The organism is Microcoleus anatoxicus (assembly GCF_042465725.1).
In the GTDB taxonomy this organism is placed as follows: domain Bacteria; phylum Cyanobacteriota; class Cyanobacteriia; order Cyanobacteriales; family Microcoleaceae; genus Microcoleus; species Microcoleus anatoxicus.
Genome location: NZ_CP120853.1, coordinates 3972657 through 3991169, shown reverse-complemented (window position 1 = coordinate 3991169; position 18513 = coordinate 3972657). Strand labels below are relative to the sequence as shown.

At 44.6% G+C, this 18513-nt stretch carries 21 protein-coding genes; 11 read left to right on the top strand and 10 right to left on the bottom strand.

The window, feature by feature from the left end; genetic code table 11:
* The first annotated feature begins 90 nt into the window (after nt 1-90).
* From P2A85_RS17315 to P2A85_RS17305, 3 genes are read left to right on the top strand one after another with little or no spacing between them, the layout of a single operon-like run.
* Nucleotides 91-516, top strand: coding sequence for a hypothetical protein (locus P2A85_RS17315; protein ID WP_377474153.1), 426 nt, complete (start codon nt 91-93; stop codon nt 514-516).
* A gap of 2 nt (nt 517-518) precedes the next feature.
* Nucleotides 519-878: a hypothetical protein gene (locus P2A85_RS17310; RefSeq protein ID WP_377474151.1), complete on the top strand. Its 360-nt coding sequence runs from the start codon at nt 519-521 to the stop codon at nt 876-878.
* Nucleotide 879: 1 nt separating this feature from the next.
* Nucleotides 880-1197 (top strand): hypothetical protein, encoded by a 318-nt coding sequence (locus tag P2A85_RS17305; protein ID WP_377474149.1) that lies wholly within the window; start codon nt 880-882, stop codon nt 1195-1197.
* 64 nt (nt 1198-1261) lie between these two features.
* Here P2A85_RS17305 and P2A85_RS17300 read toward each other — a convergent pair whose 3' ends face one another.
* The 5 genes from P2A85_RS17300 to P2A85_RS17280 form a co-directional block, all read right to left on the bottom strand.
* Nucleotides 1262-1591 (bottom strand): XisI protein, encoded by a 330-nt coding sequence (locus tag P2A85_RS17300; protein WP_377474147.1) that lies wholly within the window; start codon nt 1589-1591, stop codon nt 1262-1264.
* Nucleotides 1579-1995: a XisH family protein gene (locus tag P2A85_RS17295; protein WP_340523704.1), complete on the bottom strand. Its 417-nt coding sequence runs from the start codon at nt 1993-1995 to the stop codon at nt 1579-1581. The genes P2A85_RS17300 and P2A85_RS17295 overlap by 13 nt, the downstream gene beginning before the upstream one ends.
* A 407-nt stretch (nt 1996-2402) precedes the next feature.
* The gene (locus P2A85_RS17290; protein ID WP_377474145.1) at nt 2403-2735 is read right to left on the bottom strand and encodes a XisI protein; all 333 of its coding nucleotides are present in this window, start codon (nt 2733-2735) and stop codon (nt 2403-2405) included.
* Nucleotides 2723-3142, bottom strand: a complete 420-nt coding sequence (locus tag P2A85_RS17285; RefSeq protein ID WP_377474143.1) for a XisH family protein — start codon at nt 3140-3142, stop codon at nt 2723-2725. Before P2A85_RS17285 ends, P2A85_RS17290 begins: the two co-directional genes overlap by 13 nt.
* Before the next feature lie 315 nt (nt 3143-3457).
* Nucleotides 3458-3676: a hypothetical protein gene (locus tag P2A85_RS17280; RefSeq protein WP_341735303.1), complete on the bottom strand. Its 219-nt coding sequence runs from the start codon at nt 3674-3676 to the stop codon at nt 3458-3460.
* A 118-nt stretch (nt 3677-3794) separates the two neighbouring features.
* On the opposite strand from P2A85_RS17280, the gene P2A85_RS17275 reads away from it, so the two are divergent.
* Entirely contained in the window at nt 3795-4238 is a 444-nt protein-coding gene (locus tag P2A85_RS17275) for a retroviral-like aspartic protease family protein (protein WP_341735304.1), read from the top strand.
* Between the two features lie 228 nt (nt 4239-4466).
* Nucleotides 4467-5516 carry a GNAT family N-acetyltransferase gene (locus P2A85_RS17270; protein WP_377474141.1) on the top strand — a complete coding sequence of 350 codons (1050 nt, stop codon included), beginning with the start codon at nt 4467-4469 and terminating at the stop codon, nt 5514-5516.
* Between the two features lie 184 nt (nt 5517-5700).
* Here the strand turns inward: P2A85_RS17270 and P2A85_RS17265 are convergent, their stop codons facing one another.
* A complete protein-coding gene (locus P2A85_RS17265; RefSeq protein ID WP_377474139.1) occupies nt 5701-6270 on the bottom strand; it encodes a type II toxin-antitoxin system Phd/YefM family antitoxin in 570 nt (189 codons plus the stop codon).
* A 91-nt stretch (nt 6271-6361) separates the two neighbouring features.
* Here P2A85_RS17265 and metH point away from each other — a divergent pair, with 91 nt between their 5' ends.
* On the top strand, nt 6362-9925 hold the full coding sequence (gene metH, locus P2A85_RS17260) for a methionine synthase (RefSeq protein ID WP_377474137.1): 3564 nt from the start codon (nt 6362-6364) through the stop codon (nt 9923-9925).
* A 218-nt stretch (nt 9926-10143) separates the two neighbouring features.
* On the opposite strand, the gene P2A85_RS17255 is transcribed toward metH, so the two are convergent.
* Together P2A85_RS17255 and P2A85_RS17250 are read right to left on the bottom strand one after the other, a co-directional pair.
* Nucleotides 10144-10767 (bottom strand): hypothetical protein, encoded by a 624-nt coding sequence (locus P2A85_RS17255; protein WP_341732315.1) that lies wholly within the window; start codon nt 10765-10767, stop codon nt 10144-10146.
* A 251-nt stretch (nt 10768-11018) separates the two neighbouring features.
* The gene (locus P2A85_RS17250) at nt 11019-11345 is read right to left on the bottom strand and encodes a YbjQ family protein (RefSeq protein ID WP_341732316.1); all 327 of its coding nucleotides are present in this window, start codon (nt 11343-11345) and stop codon (nt 11019-11021) included.
* Between the two features lie 153 nt (nt 11346-11498).
* Between P2A85_RS17250 and P2A85_RS17245 the strand changes: the two genes are divergently transcribed.
* From P2A85_RS17245 to crtO, 3 genes are all read left to right on the top strand, one after another.
* Complete coding sequence (locus P2A85_RS17245) at nt 11499-12599, top strand: tetratricopeptide repeat protein (RefSeq protein WP_377474135.1); 1101 nt, start codon at nt 11499-11501, stop codon at nt 12597-12599.
* Nucleotides 12600-12893: 294 nt separating this feature from the next.
* Nucleotides 12894-13259, top strand: a complete 366-nt coding sequence (locus P2A85_RS17240; RefSeq protein ID WP_096828030.1) for a four helix bundle protein — start codon at nt 12894-12896, stop codon at nt 13257-13259.
* A gap of 125 nt (nt 13260-13384) precedes the next feature.
* Nucleotides 13385-15082 (top strand): beta-carotene ketolase CrtO, encoded by a 1698-nt coding sequence (gene crtO, locus P2A85_RS17235; RefSeq protein ID WP_377474132.1) that lies wholly within the window; start codon nt 13385-13387, stop codon nt 15080-15082.
* A 72-nt stretch (nt 15083-15154) separates the two neighbouring features.
* On the opposite strand, the gene P2A85_RS17230 is transcribed toward crtO, so the two are convergent.
* Nucleotides 15155-15955, bottom strand: coding sequence for a HEAT repeat domain-containing protein (locus P2A85_RS17230; RefSeq protein ID WP_371115206.1), 801 nt, complete (start codon nt 15953-15955; stop codon nt 15155-15157).
* Nucleotides 15956-16147: 192 nt separating this feature from the next.
* On the bottom strand, nt 16148-16372 hold the full coding sequence (locus P2A85_RS17225) for a polymorphic toxin type 34 domain-containing protein (RefSeq protein ID WP_377474130.1): 225 nt from the start codon (nt 16370-16372) through the stop codon (nt 16148-16150).
* A gap of 318 nt (nt 16373-16690) precedes the next feature.
* Here P2A85_RS17225 and P2A85_RS17220 point away from each other — a divergent pair, with 318 nt between their 5' ends.
* Nucleotides 16691-17785, top strand: coding sequence for a saccharopine dehydrogenase family protein (locus P2A85_RS17220; RefSeq protein ID WP_377474128.1), 1095 nt, complete (start codon nt 16691-16693; stop codon nt 17783-17785).
* A gap of 100 nt (nt 17786-17885) precedes the next feature.
* Entirely contained in the window at nt 17886-18233 is a 348-nt protein-coding gene (locus P2A85_RS17215; RefSeq protein ID WP_341732321.1) for a hypothetical protein, read from the top strand.
* Nucleotides 18234-18513: the final 280 nt, after the last annotated feature.

The following is an 18513-nucleotide window of genomic DNA, read 5'->3' as shown; positions in this document are numbered from 1 at the left end:
TGTCAGATCGGGCCCGATAATCCCTGAAAATTGTCACAGAAGCTATGATAGAATCAACAGCGTTCTGTAGCCTACCATTCAATTACGCGATTGACATTATCCAATCAAGCCAATGATGCCGAAAAAGCCGCTCTCATTGCTGAACTTCGGCAAGCTGGTATCAAGCACGCACCAGAAGAAATTGTTCGCATTGGCAAGACAGACAGGGGCACAATAATCTTTTTAGAAATAGGAAAAGGAGGCGATCGCGGTTCCGGATTAACACATATTATAGAAAATCACCGACAGGATTTTATCAATCGAGATATTTCTGAAAGCCAAATTCCTGATGCTGTCATGGCTGCTGTCAAATACGGCACAGCCATAGGAACTCAAGGAAGGAGTCGAACGATTTATCAGATAGATATCAATGGCATAACCCAGTACATTTCGGTAGAGGTTAGCATTAACGGTTATATTGTTGGGGCTAACCCGACCTCTACTAGACTAATCCAAAAGTTCATTCAAGGTCAATAACGATGGCAATCAAAATTAAACTATGGGCTGATTACGGAGCGTGGCCACTCTGGGGGATAGACGAAATTGACAATATCGATCCAGCCGAAATGCCTCTGTCTTTGGAGACAATTAACCGTCTTAAGGCATGGCAAGAAGCCTATGATGTCACCTTAAATCAAGAATATCCCCTTTGGTCGGCATTTGAGAGTCAGGAAGCTGAAGAAGCTTTTAAACGGGAAGGACTGAGTGTGTGGAAACAGCTATGTCTTGAATTAGCCCCAAATTATGAAGTGTTTTACCAAAGTGAAGGCACGTTGCTAAAACATCCCGATGAACTAAAACAGATTCAGCCTAATACTGAAGCTATATTTGCGAGGTAAAATGAACATCCAAGTACAACAAATACAACCAACTGAAGATGATAAAATTTTCCATGTCAGTGTCATAATTGACGATGTTACACACCAGTTTACTCTCACTATGAAAATAGTCCAGATCGCCGATCGTCTAATTCAAATCGTTAACGGCGATACTCACTTTCTGGAAACTTTTAAATTCCACCAAAAAATTGCTCGGCAAATTTCGCAATTAATTTCCCAGACATATAACAATGAACCGATAGAATTACCAATTAATTTGTTAGGAGAGCCAAGAGTCACAGAAACTAAGAAATCTTTGGTAATTAACTCAGCTTTTTGAACCATAAGATTTAGGAAGAAACACGGTTTCTTAATCCATGCGATCGCCCCTTCAGAATCAACATTTAAGCCACTGCAAACCCTGTAAACTGTCGCACATAAGGCGCTCGAAATCCCAAAACAATATCCGTTTTCGGTACACCTAATTCTACCAATTCATTAGCAATTCCTGATTCTGTTAAATCGCGCTGAATCCAAAATTTCCCATCTTTGATATCTACATGAACCACACAACCATAAACCCGCTCTTGATTTTCCCAACCTACATGAACTAAAAGATAGCGATCGCTTTCTTTATCAAAAATTAACTCTTTTTCTGTATCCTCAGATAAATGATTGGCTGTATGTCTTTTTAAGACAGTCTGGACTAACTCTGAATAGTTTATTCCTTCCATAAAACAATCTCCTGTTGGCTTGGCTCAAAAACAAGTAATTTTAAGCGATGTTCAGCAATAACTTCCTGAATAAAATTGATGAGAAAAAATTCCCGATAAACTTCAGAAGGAACAGCTAAATATAGAAGGCGATCGGGTTGTTTTTTTCTCAGCGCCGATCGATAGTTAAGCGTTTGTCCTAAAGCTGTATGAAATTCACTCACCTCCGACTTACCTACAAAAGATTTAATCTCTACTGCTATCTTTTGCCCCTCCTTCTCTGCTGCTAAAAGTCTTTCTGCCGCCAAATCGATATAAAATTCAATTCCATCAACCGTAATTGACAGCGGATCGTGAGTAATCTTCCAACTATCTTTTTCTAAAGCTGAACGAACTACACCGTGAAATATATCTTTTGCTGGCATAAAAAACACAATGGAAAGCGATCGCCTGGATAATTCTATTTTACTAAATTTTTCAGACTTTTCGCGAAACTAACCGAGATTGTTAAGAACCCCAGTTTCTTTCTCCGCGCGATCGCACACCTCTCCCAGAAACCGGGTTTCTGTGATAACTTTTACATCCCACCGAAATATTTAGGAAGAAACCCGGTTTCTTAATTTATATCAAATCCGGTAGCATCTGAATTATTCATCTCTCTATTCTCTCCCTCTGTGTTCTCTGCGGTTAAATCATTCCGATGTAGCCGGAAACGATATTACGCGCCCCTCTGCCAGAAACCGGGTTTCTGGGATAACTTTCGCATCTCCACCGAAATATTTAGGAAGAAACCCGGTTTCTCGATCCACGCACGCCCCTTCAAAATCACAATTCAAGCCACTGCAAATCCTGTAAACTGTCGCACATAAGGCGCTCGAAATCCTAAAACAATATCCGTTTGCGGTACACCTAGTTCCATCAACTGATTAGCCAATCCTTCTTCAGTAAAATCTTGCTGTATCCAAATTTTTCCATCTTTGATATCGATATGAATCGGACATCCATGAATTCGTTCTTCATCCTGCCATCCCACATACAACAACAAATAGCGATCGCGCTCAGCATCAAAAACTACTTGAACTCGATCCAAGTCTTTTTCAGATTGCTCCCTAGCGTGTTGCTGAATTACTTTTTCAATTACTTCGCGGTAATCTAGTCTGTCCATAACGCTATCTCCTCCTTTTCAACAACAAAAACTAATAACTTAATTTGCAACCGTCCAATTACCTCTTGAATAAACGAATCTGTAAAAAAGTTGCGATAAACATCCGCAGGTACAGCCAAATACAAAACTCGTTCTGGTTCCAGTTTTTCCAACGCTATCCGATAGTTCAAGAACTGACCGACAGCCGTATGGAATTCTGAGATTGTCGATAAACCGACAAAACTTTTGACCTCCACAGCTATCCGGCGATTGCCCTTAAGAGCCGAAAGTAACTTTTCTGCTCCTAAGTCTATTTTCATTTTAGCTCGCTGACTTGGTTGCAAAAACAGAGGGTCGTGGGTAATTGTCCATCCATCTTTCTCCAAAGCCGAACGCACGGTGTTGTGAAATATATCTTTGGCTGACATGATTAAAATTGAATTTTTATTAGATACAAAAAGTATCTATTCCATAATTATAAATTAGATTGATATCCCAGTCAACTAGAATTAGAAGAGCGATCGTTAAACTTTTTTACACCGCTAGATAACTTATCTAACTTTTCGATTACATCCGCCAATGTTGGTTCTTGATTTGGTGTACTGGTCATTTGTCACTTCCTCTAACCGCTAATTCTAAAGTTAATTTTCCAGAAACCGGGTTTCTGCGATAACTTTTGCATCCTACCGCAATATTTAGGCAGAAACCCGGTTTCTTAATCTACGCGATCGCCCCATTCTCGATTATTTCCGCAGCACTGAAGTGATAATGACTGTAATAGTAGCACTAGCAATTAAAGTAAAAGCAAGTTGCACCACCCACTGAGTCGCTTGCTGGTAATTAGAAAAGCGATCGTTAAACTTCTCGGAATCCCTAGATAGCTTGTCAACTTCAGTCGATAGCTTGTCTAACTTTTCGATGACATCTGCCAGGGTTGGTTCTTTATTGGTTGTACTTGTCATTTGTTGTGTTTTAACTCGCTCGATAATTCTATTGTACTATATTGCCGGAGCGATCGCCCGTCAAAATAAGTTACAATTAAAGGACGTAATAACTCCAACTCTTAAGTAGGAGACAAATATGCAAACTCAAACCAACAAAGCAATGGGAAAAGTTTTCGCCACTCTGACAATCACCAATCGAGCCGACCAAATCCTGGCAGAGGCTGGGGTGAAATCGGAAGACCAAATTCGATCGATAACTCTCAAAAATGTATTGGTAGACACGGGTGCAACTACCTTGTGTTTGCCACAAGATGCGATCGCCCAACTGGGACTGAAACTCCTGAAAGAAGTAGACGTAGCCACCGCAATGGGCATCGGCAAAGCCCGAATTTTCCGAGATGCTACCATATCCATGTTCGATCGCGAAGGAACCTTTGAGTGCTTGGAGTTACCGGGAGGTAAAGATGCTCTTTTGGGAGTCATACCTTTAGAAGCTTTGGGGTTAGAAATTGATTTGCAAAATCAAATTTTAAAACCGTTACCCATCAGTCCAACAGAAACTTATTTGACGATTTTGTAGCGAGATTTATCCAGGATTTACGCACTCCGACAAAAGAAACCGGGTTTTTCAGCAGATTCAAGGCTGTGATTCAGTATTTTCGTAAAAAACCCGGTGTCTGGGGCCTATGTTTGAGTCCATATATTAACTTTTATTACAAAAACTCCGATTTTGCGTAAAAATACCCCGCGAAATCCCAATACACAATAGAAGGCTTTCACCTTCGATGCAAATTCACCCCCAAAAACTATGACAGCCGTAACTATGCCGATCGCCCCCATCGCCCCTTACAGCCACCGTCTAGCCACCGCAACCGACGCAAAGGCGATCGCCCCCCTCTGGCAAGCATTCGCCCAAGAACGCGAATCGATCGACCCCTCAATGCTAGTCAAACCTAACTTCGACTTTGAAAAATACGTCACCAACCAAATCGAAAAACCCCTTTCTTTCTGCTGGTTATTAGAACAAAACAACAGCATCATCGGCTGTCTATTTATCTACTATTACGACGAAGCCCCGCCCGCCAGTCTCCCCGAATATTTAATCCAGCAACACGACATTGAAAATCCCTTTCAATCCCGCCGCGTCGGTTCCGTTTTGGGGATGTATGTCCAGCCAGAACATCGGAAATCAGAAGCAATTCAAATGCTAGCAAAAAGTGCGATCGCCCACGCAAAAACTATGAAAGTCAGCGATATAGACTTGCTAATTGCTGCCGATCAATCGGGCATTCAAGCCATGTTGCAGCGGGCTGGATTTACCAAAGCCGCCGTGCAATATACCCGCCATTACGACATTCCAACAGATGCTGAATTGCCGAGTTTGCACCCGCCCCATCCCGAATTGCCCGATGTAGAATTGCCTGCACCAAGAGCAATTGCGCTGCGCCATCCGCAAACTAACGAACTCCTGCGCAATTCCCAAGGAGAACCTGTTTTCTTGATGCCCTTAGTTGATGAACAAGGTGAATTGCTGAAGTCATCTAGCGGTCAAACTATTTACCCGGAATTGTTGCTAGATCCCGCCACTAATTCTTGGGTTATTGATGCGGAAGATAAATTAGTGGCTTGTCCGATTTTGCGGGATGAAAACGGACAAGTTGTGGAAAATCAAGGCCTAGTTCAATTTTCTCGTCCTGCTTACCAAATTGTAGACGGAAAACCTGCTTTAATGCGAGATGAAACTGGCAACTATGTATTCTGTGATGTTGAACTAGACCCACAGGGGAAAATATTGAAAACTCCTGATGGATTTGCGATTTTTAAACAGCCGCAAATCCAGATTAGGACTTACGCCTAAATACCAAAGAAACCGGGTTTTTTCGAGTTTTGAAAACAGGGATGCAAGATTTTTATAAAAAACCCGGTTTCTGCGTCCAAGAAGATCATGAATTACGCACTCCGACGCAAGAAACCGGGTTTTTGACCGTTTGGAATACTGGGATGCAAGATTTTTATAAAAAACCCGGTTTCTGCATCCAAGACTATACTGATTCACCCACCATCGCCTGTCGTTCAGCCATTACATAATCCGGCACCCAAAATCTATCTACAGACATCACAATAGCAGCCGACATAAAAATATCAACATCCTCTCCCATCTCTTTAGTTGGTATTAAACCAAATAATTCGTCAAATTCATTGACATCTGCTAAAATGTTTTCTAAATCATCTAAAAATTCATCTGGATAAATGCAGTGAATTGCTCCTTCATCTTCATAATATGCTTCTTCTTCAGGCATGAATTGTGATGGTTTGATTTCTGCCATCAAATAATCTAGTTTGTGAAATTCAGCTTCAGGAACGATCGCACCTACATCTTCCCCCGCTTCCTGTAACAGAATCCGATCGCCCTGAAACATGACTCGTTTCATAATCTCCATCGCATTTTGCCGAAAATGCTCCACACTTAAGCGAAAAAATCCCTCACCTGCGATCGCCTCTTTTTCCGTCACAGCCGCGCCCGGAACAAAATTTTGACAATGAGCAGGCGCGATCGGTAAAATTACAGGTACGATCGAACTATTGTCAACAGCATCGAATCCTTCAGTCATTAGTTACTCTCCAAGGTTCACATAACTGTTGAGAATATTGCACAATAGATGAAATTGTAAATATATAGCACCTCAGTTTTTTTAACCGCCCATGAAAAGCCTGTTCCTCGATCGCCTCCACCACCCCTCGCGCCCCGTCATCGTCTTCGACGGCGCAATGGGCACCAACCTACAAGTCCAAAACCTGACAGCAGAAGACTTTGGCGGCAAAGAATACGAAGGCTGCAACGAATATCTCGTCCATACCAAACCCGAAGCCGTCGCCAACGTCCACCGAGGTTTCCTCGAAGCAGGCGCCGACGTCATCGAAACAGACACCTTTGGCGCTGCTTCCATCGTGCTCGCCGAATACGATTTAGCAGACAAAGCCTATTATCTCAACAAAACAGCGGCAGAACTCGCCAAAGGTATCGCCGCCGAATTTTCCACCCCAGAAAAACCAAGATTTGTTGCAGGTTCGATCGGACCTGGGACCAAATTACCAACATTAGGACACATTGATTTTGACACACTCACCGCCGCTTTTACCGAACAAGCAGAAGGACTTTATGACGGCGGCGTTGACTTATTTATTGTCGAAACTTGTCAAGATGTGCTGCAAATAAAATCAGCATTAAATGCCATTGAAGAAGTGTTCAAGAAAAAAGGCGATCGCATTCCATTAATGGTATCAGTCACAATGGAAGCCACCGGCACAATGTTAGTCGGTTCCGACATCAGCGCCGCCCTAGCCATTTTGCAGCCCTATCCCATAGACATTTTAGGATTAAATTGTGCCACCGGCCCCGATCGCATGGCCGAACATATCAAATACCTATCAGAACATTCACCCTTCGTCGTTTCCTGCGTTCCCAACGCCGGCTTACCAGAAAACATCGGCGGCCACGCGCACTACAAACTCACGCCCATAGAATTAAAAATGGCCTTGATGCGCTTCGTCGAAGACTTAGGCGTACAAGTCATCGGCGGCTGCTGCGGCACCCGCTACGATCACATTCGCGAACTATCAGAAATTGGCAAAACTCTCACCCCCAAAAACCGTGAAATTACCTGGGAACCAGCCGCGGCTTCAATTTACACCGCCCAACCCTACGAACAAGACAATTCTTTCTTAATAGTCGGCGAAAGACTCAACGCCAGCGGTTCCAAAAAATGCCGCGATTTACTCAACGCTGAAGACTGGGATGGTTTAGTCGCAATGGCGCGGGAACAAGTGCGAGAAGGCGCGCACATTCTTGATGTCAACGTCGATTATGTCGGCCGCGATGGTGTCCGCGACATGAAAGAATTAGTTTCCCGCGTTGTCACCAATGCAACTCTCCCTTTAATGTTGGATTCCACAGAATGGGAAAAGATGGAAGCCGGGTTAAAAGTTGCTGGCGGCAAATGTTTGTTGAATTCCACTAACTATGAAGACGGAGAACCGCGTTTTTATCAAGTTTTAGAAATAGCCAAGAAATACGGTGCCGGTATAGTGATCGGGACAATTGATGAAGACGGGATGGCGCGGACTGCTGACCAAAAATTTGCGATCGCCCAACGCGCATATAACGCCGCCGTCGCCTACGGAATCCCCGCCCAGGAAATCTTTTTCGACACCCTAGCCTTGCCAATTTCCACCGGGATTGAAGAAGACAGAAAAAACGGCAAAGCTACCATCGAATCCATCCGCCGCATTCGCCAAGAATTGCCCGGTTGTCACGTAATTTTGGGAGTTTCTAACATCTCCTTCGGCTTAAATCCGGCGGCGAGACAAGTTTTGAATTCCATGTTTTTGCACGAAGCCATGCAAGCGGGGATGGATTCAGCCATTGTCAGCCCCAATAAGATTTTACCCCTAGCCAAAATCGACCCAGAACACCAAGAAATCTGCCGTAAACTGATTTACGATGAACGGGAGTTTGACGGCGAAATTTGCGTTTATGACCCCTTGGGCGAGCTGACAACGGTGTTTGCGGGCAAAACTACTAAGCGCGATCGCACAGAAGACGCAAACCTTCCCGTAGAAGAACGCCTGAAGCAGCACATCATCGACGGCGAACGCATTGGACTAGATATCCAACTCGCCAAAGCATTAGAAACCTATCCGCCTCTCCACATTATCAATACTTTCCTCTTAGACGGGATGAAAGTAGTTGGAGAATTGTTCGGTTCGGGACAAATGCAACTGCCCTTTGTATTGCAATCAGCCGAAACCATGAAAGCGGCAGTTGCCTATTTAGAACCGTACATGGAAAAGTCCGAATCCGGGGACAATGCCAAAGGTACATTCATCATTGCCACTGTCAAAGGCGACGTTCACGATATCGGCAAAAACTTGGTTGATATTATCTTATCAAACAACGGCTACCGCGTGATTAATTTGGGAATCAAACAGCCAGTTGATAATATCATTGATGCTTACGAAAAGCACAAAGCTGATTGTATCGCCATGAGTGGATTGTTGGTAAAATCCACCGCCTTTATGAAAGAAAACTTGGAGGTATTTAACCAGAGAGGAATTACGGTTCCGGTAATTTTGGGCGGTGCAGCTTTGACTCCCAAGTTTGTCCATGAAGACTGCCAAAACACTTACAAAGGTAAAGTCGTTTACGGCAAAGATGCGTTTTCCGACTTGCATTTTATGGATAAACTGATGCCAGCTAAATCTGCTGGTAAATGGGAAGATTTGCAAGGATTTTTAGGCGAGTTTGCTGAAAATGGCAATGGGGCGGTTAAATCAGCTAAGACTTCTGAAGAAATCGCTGTTGAGGATGCGAAGAAAGCAGCCAAACTAGAAATTCCGGCTGTTATAGATACTAACCGTTCCGAAGCAGTTGATGCAAATATCGATCGCCCAAATCCTCCCTTCTGGGGAACTCAGTTATTGCAGCCGGAAGACATTCCCTTTGAAGAGATTTTCTGGCATTTAGATTTGCAAGCCTTAGTTGCTGGACAGTGGCAGTTCCGCAAGCCAAAAGAGCAATCGCGGGAAGAATACGATGCTTTCTTAGCTGAGACAGTATATCCGATTTTGGAACAGTGGAAACACAAAATAATCACTGAAAAACTGTTGCATCCCCAAGCAATATACGGCTATTTCCCCTGTCAAGCTGAAGGCAACTCTTTGTATGTGTATGACCCGGAAATTATGAATAACGGGCAAGATGTATCGACACCCGCTGCCACATTCACATTTCCCCGCCAAAAATCGGCACGCAGGCTGTGCATTGCGGACTTCTTTGCACCGAAAGAATCGGGTAAAATCGATGTATTTCCGATGCAGGTAGCGACAGTGGGAGAAATTGCGACAGAGTACGCCCAAAAGCTATTTGCTAACAATCAATATACCGATTATCTCTACTTTCATGGGTTAGCGGTACAGACGGCGGAAGCAGTGGCAGAATGGACTCACGCCCGGATTCGTCGGGAATTGGGATTTGGTAGCGAAGAACCGGATAATATTCGGGATATGCTGGCCCAAAGATATCGGGGTTCGCGCTACAGTTTCGGTTATCCTGCTTGTCCGAATATGGCGGATCAATACAAGCAGTTGGATTTGCTCAAGTGCGATCGCATTAATCTGTATATGGATGAAAGCGAACAACTTTATCCCGAACAATCCACCACCGCAATTATCACTTATCACCCAGCGGCAAAATACTTTACCGCTTAATTTGTAGAGTGCGCCCGCGCACTTTCTACTCGTTCTTTACTCGTTCCCAGGCTCTTTTTCTACTCGTTCCTAGGCTCTGCCTGGGAACGCATTTCTTGAGGCTCTGCCTCTCTTTTTTTTCGACGAGGCAGAGCCTCTGGATCTGCGTTCCCAGGTAGAACCTGGGAACGATAAATTTTCGAGGGAAAATGCGCAATTCCCAGTGCCCAAACTCCATCTTAAGAGTGAGTGCGGGGAGTGCGCGCACCGGCAGATGCTCCAGCCATTGACGCCACTAAACCCAACAGGGAACCGAACAAAAACGACCAACCAGCTTTCGCAGCATTACCAGCAATATCGCGAGCATTCTGAGCGGTGACGTTAGGTGCTTGGTTAGGTAAATCCACCCCGCCCTGCTGCGCTTGATTAATCGCTTCTCCCGCATTAGCGGCAACTACCCCAAAAGTACCTGCTACTCCATTTGCTAACAGCCAAGAGCCAATTGTTAAGGTAGTTGCCCACAAAATTGCTCCGTTCAACAGCGCTGTATTGCGGTTCATTGGCCCGCAAGCGCGAGCAGTTACCCAACCGCCAAGGCCCAAGCTAATTAATAAACTGATTATTGACCAGATTCCGACACCGGTACCGACGCTGCCGGCTATACTGCGGGGAGCTCCTGAATTAGCAATGTTACTCAAGCCGATCGCAGCACCCAAAGCACTTAATACCAATTGGGAGCCGATCGCAATTACCAAACCTGAAAAAATCGGACCCCAGCGGACTCGATCGTGGTATTCCATGACTGAATTCACCACAATTGGTTCGGCAACAATGTTATCTACAGGTCTATTTGCGTATGCCATAGTTTTTTCTTTTCTGTTGTTTGTTTAGATTTGATTTAGGTTTTAACAGCATCCCATCTAAATATTGATTGTTGCCCAGATGGATAGAAACTATATCTGCCTGCGGAAATAACCAGTATCTATGTCTCAAGAAATAAACGAAAAAGTCATTAGCCCTCAGTCCACAGCTAATAGCTATTAGCTAAGGACTAATGACCAATAACTAATCGATCCATTTATAAACATTTACGGATGTATAAAGAAAGGACTGCTTAGCGCAGTCTTACCGCTGTCCCAACAGCAGTAATCAGCAGCAAAGCCCCCTTGGCGTCTACATTAATCGTGCCGGTGTCAATTTCCACCCCGATTACGGCGTTTGCTCCCAGCCTCTGAGCTCGTTGTTCCAGCTCTGCGAGGGCATCTCGCTGTCCTTTGAGGAAAACTTCCTCGTAACTGCCGGTGCGCCCACCAATGATGTCCCGAATGCCCGCAAAGAAATCTCGCAGGGCATTGGTGCCATAGACCACCTCAGCAGTTACAATTCCCAGGTAAGATTGGACTTCCGATCCTTGAATGACATCAGTTGTTGTTACAATCATCTGTTGGCCTCGATCGCGAATATTTTGGGTTTGTCTAGTTCTGTAGATTTACTACATCTGGTCCCTCAAACATTCCTGGTTAATCCTCAGTTGTCTGTTTAGCAAACGGATACTAATTCGCTCTTTCCTTCCACCACACACTCTTTGAAACAAATGGCCGTGTACAAACAAAGTCTCTTGGTATTCAGTACGTTGTTGCTAGCGGGATTTGCTGTCTCCGCGCCACTGCGAGCACTCTGTGCGGAAACTTCTGTTCAAGTCAATCCTGAAAATAATTCTAATTTGGACGCTTTGCTGCGAAAAGGGCGCGAATTAGTCGATTTGGGAGAATACGGTAAGGCGATCGCCATTTATGAGCAAGCAGCCCGTTTAGATGGTGAAAACCCGCGTATTTTTTCCGGTATTGGTTATTTAGAAGCACGTCAGGGCAACTATCAAGCAGCAGTTGAATTTTATCAACAAGCCATCAGTCTCCAACCCAACAATGCCGACTTTCAATACGCCCTAGGATATGCGATGGCGAATTTGCAAAACTATCGGGCCGCTGCTACCGCCTACCGCCGCGCCGCCCAACTCGATCGCAAAAATGTGAATGCTCTGATCGGTCTGGGCGTGGTACTCTTTCAGCAACAAGATTACAGTGGCGCTTTTAAAGCCTACCAACAGGCGATCGCCATCGAGCCTAAAAGTTGGCAAGCTTATTCTTCCATGGGTTTAGTATTAATCCAACAGGGCAATTTTTCCAGTGCCGTTGACATCCTCCAGCAAGCGGCTAAACTCGCTCCCAAACAAGCCAGCGTACAGTTAAAATTAGGTACTGCTTTACTGCGTAATGGCAACACAGCCGAAGGGCTGGCCGCTTTTGAAGAAGCTGCGAAACTAGAGCCTCGCAATCCCGATGTGCAGTTAGAAATCGGCGAACTTCTCAAAGGTCAAAACGACTTAGACGGAGCCCTTGTAGCTTATCAGCGGGCTGTGGCGGTGCGACCAAATTTAGTGCAAGCACACGCTGCGATCGGGGAAATTCAACTGCAAAAACAAGATTTCTTAGGAGCGATTATCACTTTTCGGCGCGTCATTCAGCTTGAGCCTAACAGAGCCGAAGCTTATTATAATTTGGGTACTGCTCTCCAAAGGCGCGATCGCACATCCGAAGCAATTCAAGCTTTTCAGCAAGCCCTCGATAATTATCGCCAGCAAGGTAACAATGATGGTGCAAAAAAAGCTGAGGCGGCGCTCAGGGAACTCAAGTAATTGGTAATTGGGCATTGGGAATGGGGCATTGGGAATGGGGCATTGGGAATGGGGCATTGGGCACTTGGGCTCCAGCGTTGTCGAAGTATGGGGCATTGAGCACTTGGGCTCCAGCGTTGTCGAAGTATGGGGCATTGAGCACTTGGGCTCCAGCGTTGTCGAAGTATGGGGCATGGGGCACTTGGGCTCCAGCGTTGTCGAAGTATGGGGAATGGGGCATTGGGAATGGGGCATTGGGAATGGGGCATACCTCACTTTTTCGAGAACCGCCATAGTTGAGTTTTTGAGGTAATTATGGGAAGACCTGATTTTGAGGAATTAGAGGTTTATAAGTTGGCGGAAAGTTTGGCAAATGAGATTTGGGAGATTGTTAAAAAATGGGATTACTTCACAAAAGATACGATGGGCAAACAAATCGTTCGGTCTGCTGATAGTGTCTGTGCTAATATTGCGGAAGGAAGAGGTCGTCATAGTGACCAAGATAATCGGCGTTTTGTAAAAATTGCTAGAGGCTCTTTGTACGAGACAGTAAACTGGTTAAGATTAGCCTATGCGAGACAACTTATCACCAGCGAAGAGGTAAACCAATTCAAACCAACTCTCGATAAGTTACTGCCCAAGCTTAACGCCTATTTAAACTCAATAGGACGCAGGGAATAAATCATAAATAAGCCCGATGCCCCATGCCCCATGCCCGATGCCCGATGCCCCATGCCCCATGCCCGATGCCCGATGCCCCATGCCCCATGCCCCATGCCCCATGCCCCATTCTCAGAGCTTCATCTATGCAAACCTATGATGTGATTATCATCGGAGCAGGTCATAACGGACTGGTCTGTGCATCTTATCTCCTCAAAGCGGGATATACCGTCCTCCTGTTAGAAAAACGTTCGGTTCCCGGTGGTGCCGCAACTACTGAAGCTGCGATTCCCGAATTGCCGGATTTTAAATTCAACCTGTGCGCGATCGACCACGAATTTATCCATTTAGGGCCTGTTGTAGAAGAACTAGAACTGGAAAAATACGGTTTAGAATATCTTTACTGCGATCCAGTTGCCTTTTGTCCGCATCCCGACGGCAAATATTTCTTAGCGCACAGTTCCGTAGAAAAAACTTGTGCTGAAATTGCCCGCTACAACGAGCGCGATGCTAAAAAATATGCCGAATATACCGATTATTGGCAACGAGCGTTAAATGCGATGATTCCGATGTTTAACGCGCCGCCAAAGTCGATTGTAGATATTGCTGGTAATTACAATATTGCCAAACTCAAAGATTTATTTTCCGTCATCGGTTCCCCAGAAAAAACCCTGGACTTTGTACGCACGATGATTACCAGCGCTGAGGACATTCTCAACGAGTGGTTTGATGAGGAATTTCTGAAAGCACCCTTAGCCAGATTGTCCGCAGAACTCGGCGCTCCTCCATCGCAAAAAACGATCGCGATCGGCGCAATTATGATGGCAATGCGTCACAATCCAGGCATGGCAAGACCGCGCGGAGGAACGGGTGCATTAGTCCAAGCACTACTCAATTTAGTGAAAAGCTATTCGGGTGTGGTGCTCACCGATCGGCACGTCGAAAAAATATTAGTGGATGATGGCCGCGCTGTCGGAGTTCGAGTTGCCAACGGCACAGAATATCGCGCTACCAAAGGTGTTATTTCTAATATTGATGCAAAGCGTTTGTTTTTGCATTTAATGGATGATAGCGATGTCGATGCTGCTGACCCGAATTTGCGGGAAAGATTGGAGCGCAAAATTGTGAATAACAATGAAACTATTCTCAAAATAGATTTAGCTCTCAATGAAGTACCCAAGTTCGATCGCTGGAATCATCGAGACGAATATTTAATGGGTTCGGTGTTAATTGCCGACTCCGTAAAACACGTTGAAATTGCTCATACCGAGCCTGCTATTGGCAGAATTCCCGATTCTGACCCCTCGATGTACGTGGTGTTTCCGACGGTACGAGACCCGTCAATGGCTCCTCCGGGACACCATACAGCTTGGATTGAATTTTTTGCTCCTTACCAAATCGAAAATGCTGAGGGAACGGGCCAGCACGGTACGGGTTGGACGGATGAGCTCAAAAACAAAGTTGCCGATCGCTGTATTGACAAATTGGCAGAATATGCACCCAATATCAAGAGGTCTATTATCGGCCGTCGGGTGGAAAGTCCGGCGGAATTGGGAGAGCGTTTGGGGGCGTTGAAGGGAAATTATTACCACGTTGATATGACGCTGGATCAGATGATATTTTTCCGCCCTTTACCGGAGTTGGCGAATTACAAAACGCCGATCGACGGTTTGTATCTCACCGGGGCCGGTACCCATCCGGGCGGCTCGATTTCCGGGATGCCGGGGCGCAACACGGCTCGCGTTTTCATGCACGCACAGCAGCCAATCGCCCAGACTTTGGCGGATGCTGCTAATTCTTTGAAATCGACTGCTAAGTCGGTGTTTGGCGGGAATGAGAAGTAAGATTTTTAGCAACGGCAGATGAACGCAGATGGGCGCAGATGAATCACATCTGCGTTTTTTTGTAGTGATTTATCAATGTGCGAGTGTGAGAATTTTTTCTGGTTGATTTCCTGTGAAGGGAAAACGATTTGCGATCGACCTCAATACCCTTTCTAAATCGGGAGCATCTTTTGCCAAGGTTGGCTGATCCTCCCGTTCGGTCAAATCTGTTAAAATATTCAGGATGAGCATTGCTAAATGTTCATCAGCATTATCCAACAAACTCAATAGCTTCTCGATATCTTCTTTTGCGCCCAACCAGTACCGCGCTCCCAGCAATTCAGCTTTTACTGATAAAGGAAGCTTTAATTTTAGATACTCTTCCAGTTTTGGCAATAGCTGCGGCGTACCTAAAAGCCCGATCGAATTAGCAGCATACCCTCTAACTGCTTTATCTTCATCAACATCAAGCAGTGAAAGCTCCAGAGTTTCTATAGCTGATGGTTCTTCTAAATATCCAAGAGTTTCTGCTGCTGATGCGCGAACCAGTGCTGAAGGATCGTGTCTGAGAATATATTCTATCGGTACAACCGCAGGACTATAACCAAGTTCTCCCAGAGCCTCCACGGCTTCACACCTAACCAGTTCTTCTGGATCGTTTAGCAAAGGCATTAATGCAAGGCTAACTGTCTCTACTTCCTCTGAACCTAGATAACCTAATGCCTCGGCTGCACCGGATCTAATTAATTCATCGGCGGATTTTAGCAATCTTAATATTTTCGGTACAGCCGCATAAACTTCTGCATCTACAAGCTGTATCAATGCTTCTATTTGCAGGGCATAATCATCAGAATCGCAATAATCTAGCAGTGTTTCAGTTGTCAGCTTATCCATAATTTTTGCACATCCCTAAATTTTAGTGCTTCCAGTCTAGGTTATTTTCACACTTAGTCAGTTAAATTAAATGGCATTACGCAAGTATCAAAATGACTAAGTGTGAGTAATTCGACATCCCCCAAAACTCTCTGAATTTCGTGGTACTACACTAATTGCAGACTAATTTTGGGAGATGTTTCTTTGAGCAGCTTACCTTTTGGTCTTCTTCTTTTTGCCGCTGTATCGGCTATGTTTGCCACCAAAGGCTTTCTGGGTTCTTTTGATTTTTTCCATTTTTTCTTTATCTTTATCGCGTTTAGCTTGCTGTTTCAATATTTCGAGTGCTTCAGGCATATCTGATGCTTTTTTTTCTGCGATTAGTTGGTTAGCTTCTTCTACAATACCCGTATCAGCTACATTACCTTCTGCGGTCATAGTATTTAATCTTTGATTGATTATGGGAGGATTAAAAATATGGGAGGCTTAAAAATATGGGAGGCTTAAAAATATAAGTGAGTGTTCATGATTCTTATATTTTAACTCAGACATCGAACCTTGTCAATAAAGGATTTTAAACTTGGGTGGGGTTTATTTAACTTGTCTGCAATTAGTTTGATTTATTGGCTTTCCGCGCTCCTCTGGGGTTAGGGAAATTGGTGGAAGATATTAGGGATCGCAAATTCATACTTTGTGTAGATGCAAACCATCACCTAAAATTCAAATACTCATATTACCGTTACCCATTTTTGAGCAATGGCAAACCGAGTTTTGATTATTGGAGGCCGGGGACGAATTGGCAGCAGCGTCGCCCAAGACCTTGTTACCCATACCGATGCCGAAATTACTGTGACTGGACGGGAAGCTGAAGGCTCCATAGGGGATGGATTGCCGCCGGAGCGGGTGCAGTATTTGCCTTTAAATATTGCGGACAGTACAGTTCTGCGAGAAGCAGTTTCATCCTCTAACCTGGTCATTCACACTGCTGGGCCTTTTCACTACCGAGATGCTAGTGTACTGAAAACTTGCATAGAAACTGGTGTTAATTATCTTGATGTCAGCGACAGCCGCATTTTTACTCACCGAGCTTTAGAATTGCGCGAAATAGCCCAAGATGCTGGGATTACTGCGATTATTAATACTGGTATTTTTCCTGGTATTTCTAATAGTATGGTTCGCCGAGATGTGGAGCAGTTAGATACAGCGGAACAGATTCATTTGAGTTATGTAGTTGGCGGTTCTGGTGGTGCTGGTGTCACCGTCATGAGAACCACTTTTTTAGGTTTGCAAACGCCTTTTGAGGTTTGGAAAAACGGCAATTGGCAGCAGGTAAAACCCTACACCGATCGCGAAACAATTGAATTTCCACCACCCTACGGCAAAACAGGGGTTTATTGGTTCGATATGCCGGAAGTTCTGACTTTGCCAGAAACTTTTCCTGTCAAAACAGTTATTACTAAATTCGGCACTTTTCCTGACCTTTACAATCATCTTACCTGGTTTGTTGCTAAATACTGGCCCCCTAGCTGGCTGAAAAATAAAGGAGTGATTGAATTTCTATCCTATGTTAGTTATGGGATGACTGGTGTTACTAATAGTTTTAGTGGGGTTGGGGTGGCGGTGCGATCGCAAGTGAGTGGCATTAAAAATGGCAAACCAGCTCAAGTTTGCTCGATCGCCCTACATGACAATGCTGCTGCTGCTACGGGCATCGGTACTGGCAGCATCGCTCAATTAATCTTAGAAGGCAAATTGACCAAACCAGGGGTTTGGTCTGTAGAACAAGCCCTTTCTACGGAGCTATTTGAACGCTCCATGGAGAGCCGTCACCTCAAAATAGATCGAGTTTGATTGGTTAATCTATCTTCAGATAGAAGTCAGTGTAGCAATCAGCGTCTTACTATAATTGCTAGCACAATAACTAATTCTTAAAATACCAGGAGAAATTGACATGAAGCGCGTTTTAAAAACTTTGGGACAAACATTAGGTCGCTGTATTTTTTTGGGTTTGATGCTGGCTTTAATTGGTTTAGCTGTAGTACCTACTCAGACTGCTCGCGCCGCAGGCATATATAACAATCAAGTACCACAAGACGCTAAAATTACTGACCCCGCAGAAAAATTTGAGGATTTGAATCCCCAAGCAGCCTATGATGACATTGTGAAAGCTGCTCAAAATCCTGCAAAAGTAGAGCAGGTTTACGAAGAAAGCTTGGATGAGTACAAAGCAGAGCATCCAGAAGAAAGTTTAGTGGAAAAAGCTGAAGATTTTATCGAAAAGGTCACGGGGAACGAATAAATTAACAAAAGTTAATTATCGGCTATGGGGTACCGGGCATCGGGAAACCCCACAATATCGGTTTTAGGCGAAGTCTAATAGACATCTCCCAAAAAGCGAGTCTTGAACAGGCAGGATGCCTGTTCCACAATAATTATGGGAGATGTCTAATTTGCAGTGGGAAAAAGCTAAGCACGCTACGCGAGATGCTTGGGACCGGGTGGAACGGGCTATTCCTGGAGACATAGATAAAGACGGCCGCTAAGGGCGATCGCGAGTATTTCGGTTTTTCGGTGTACAT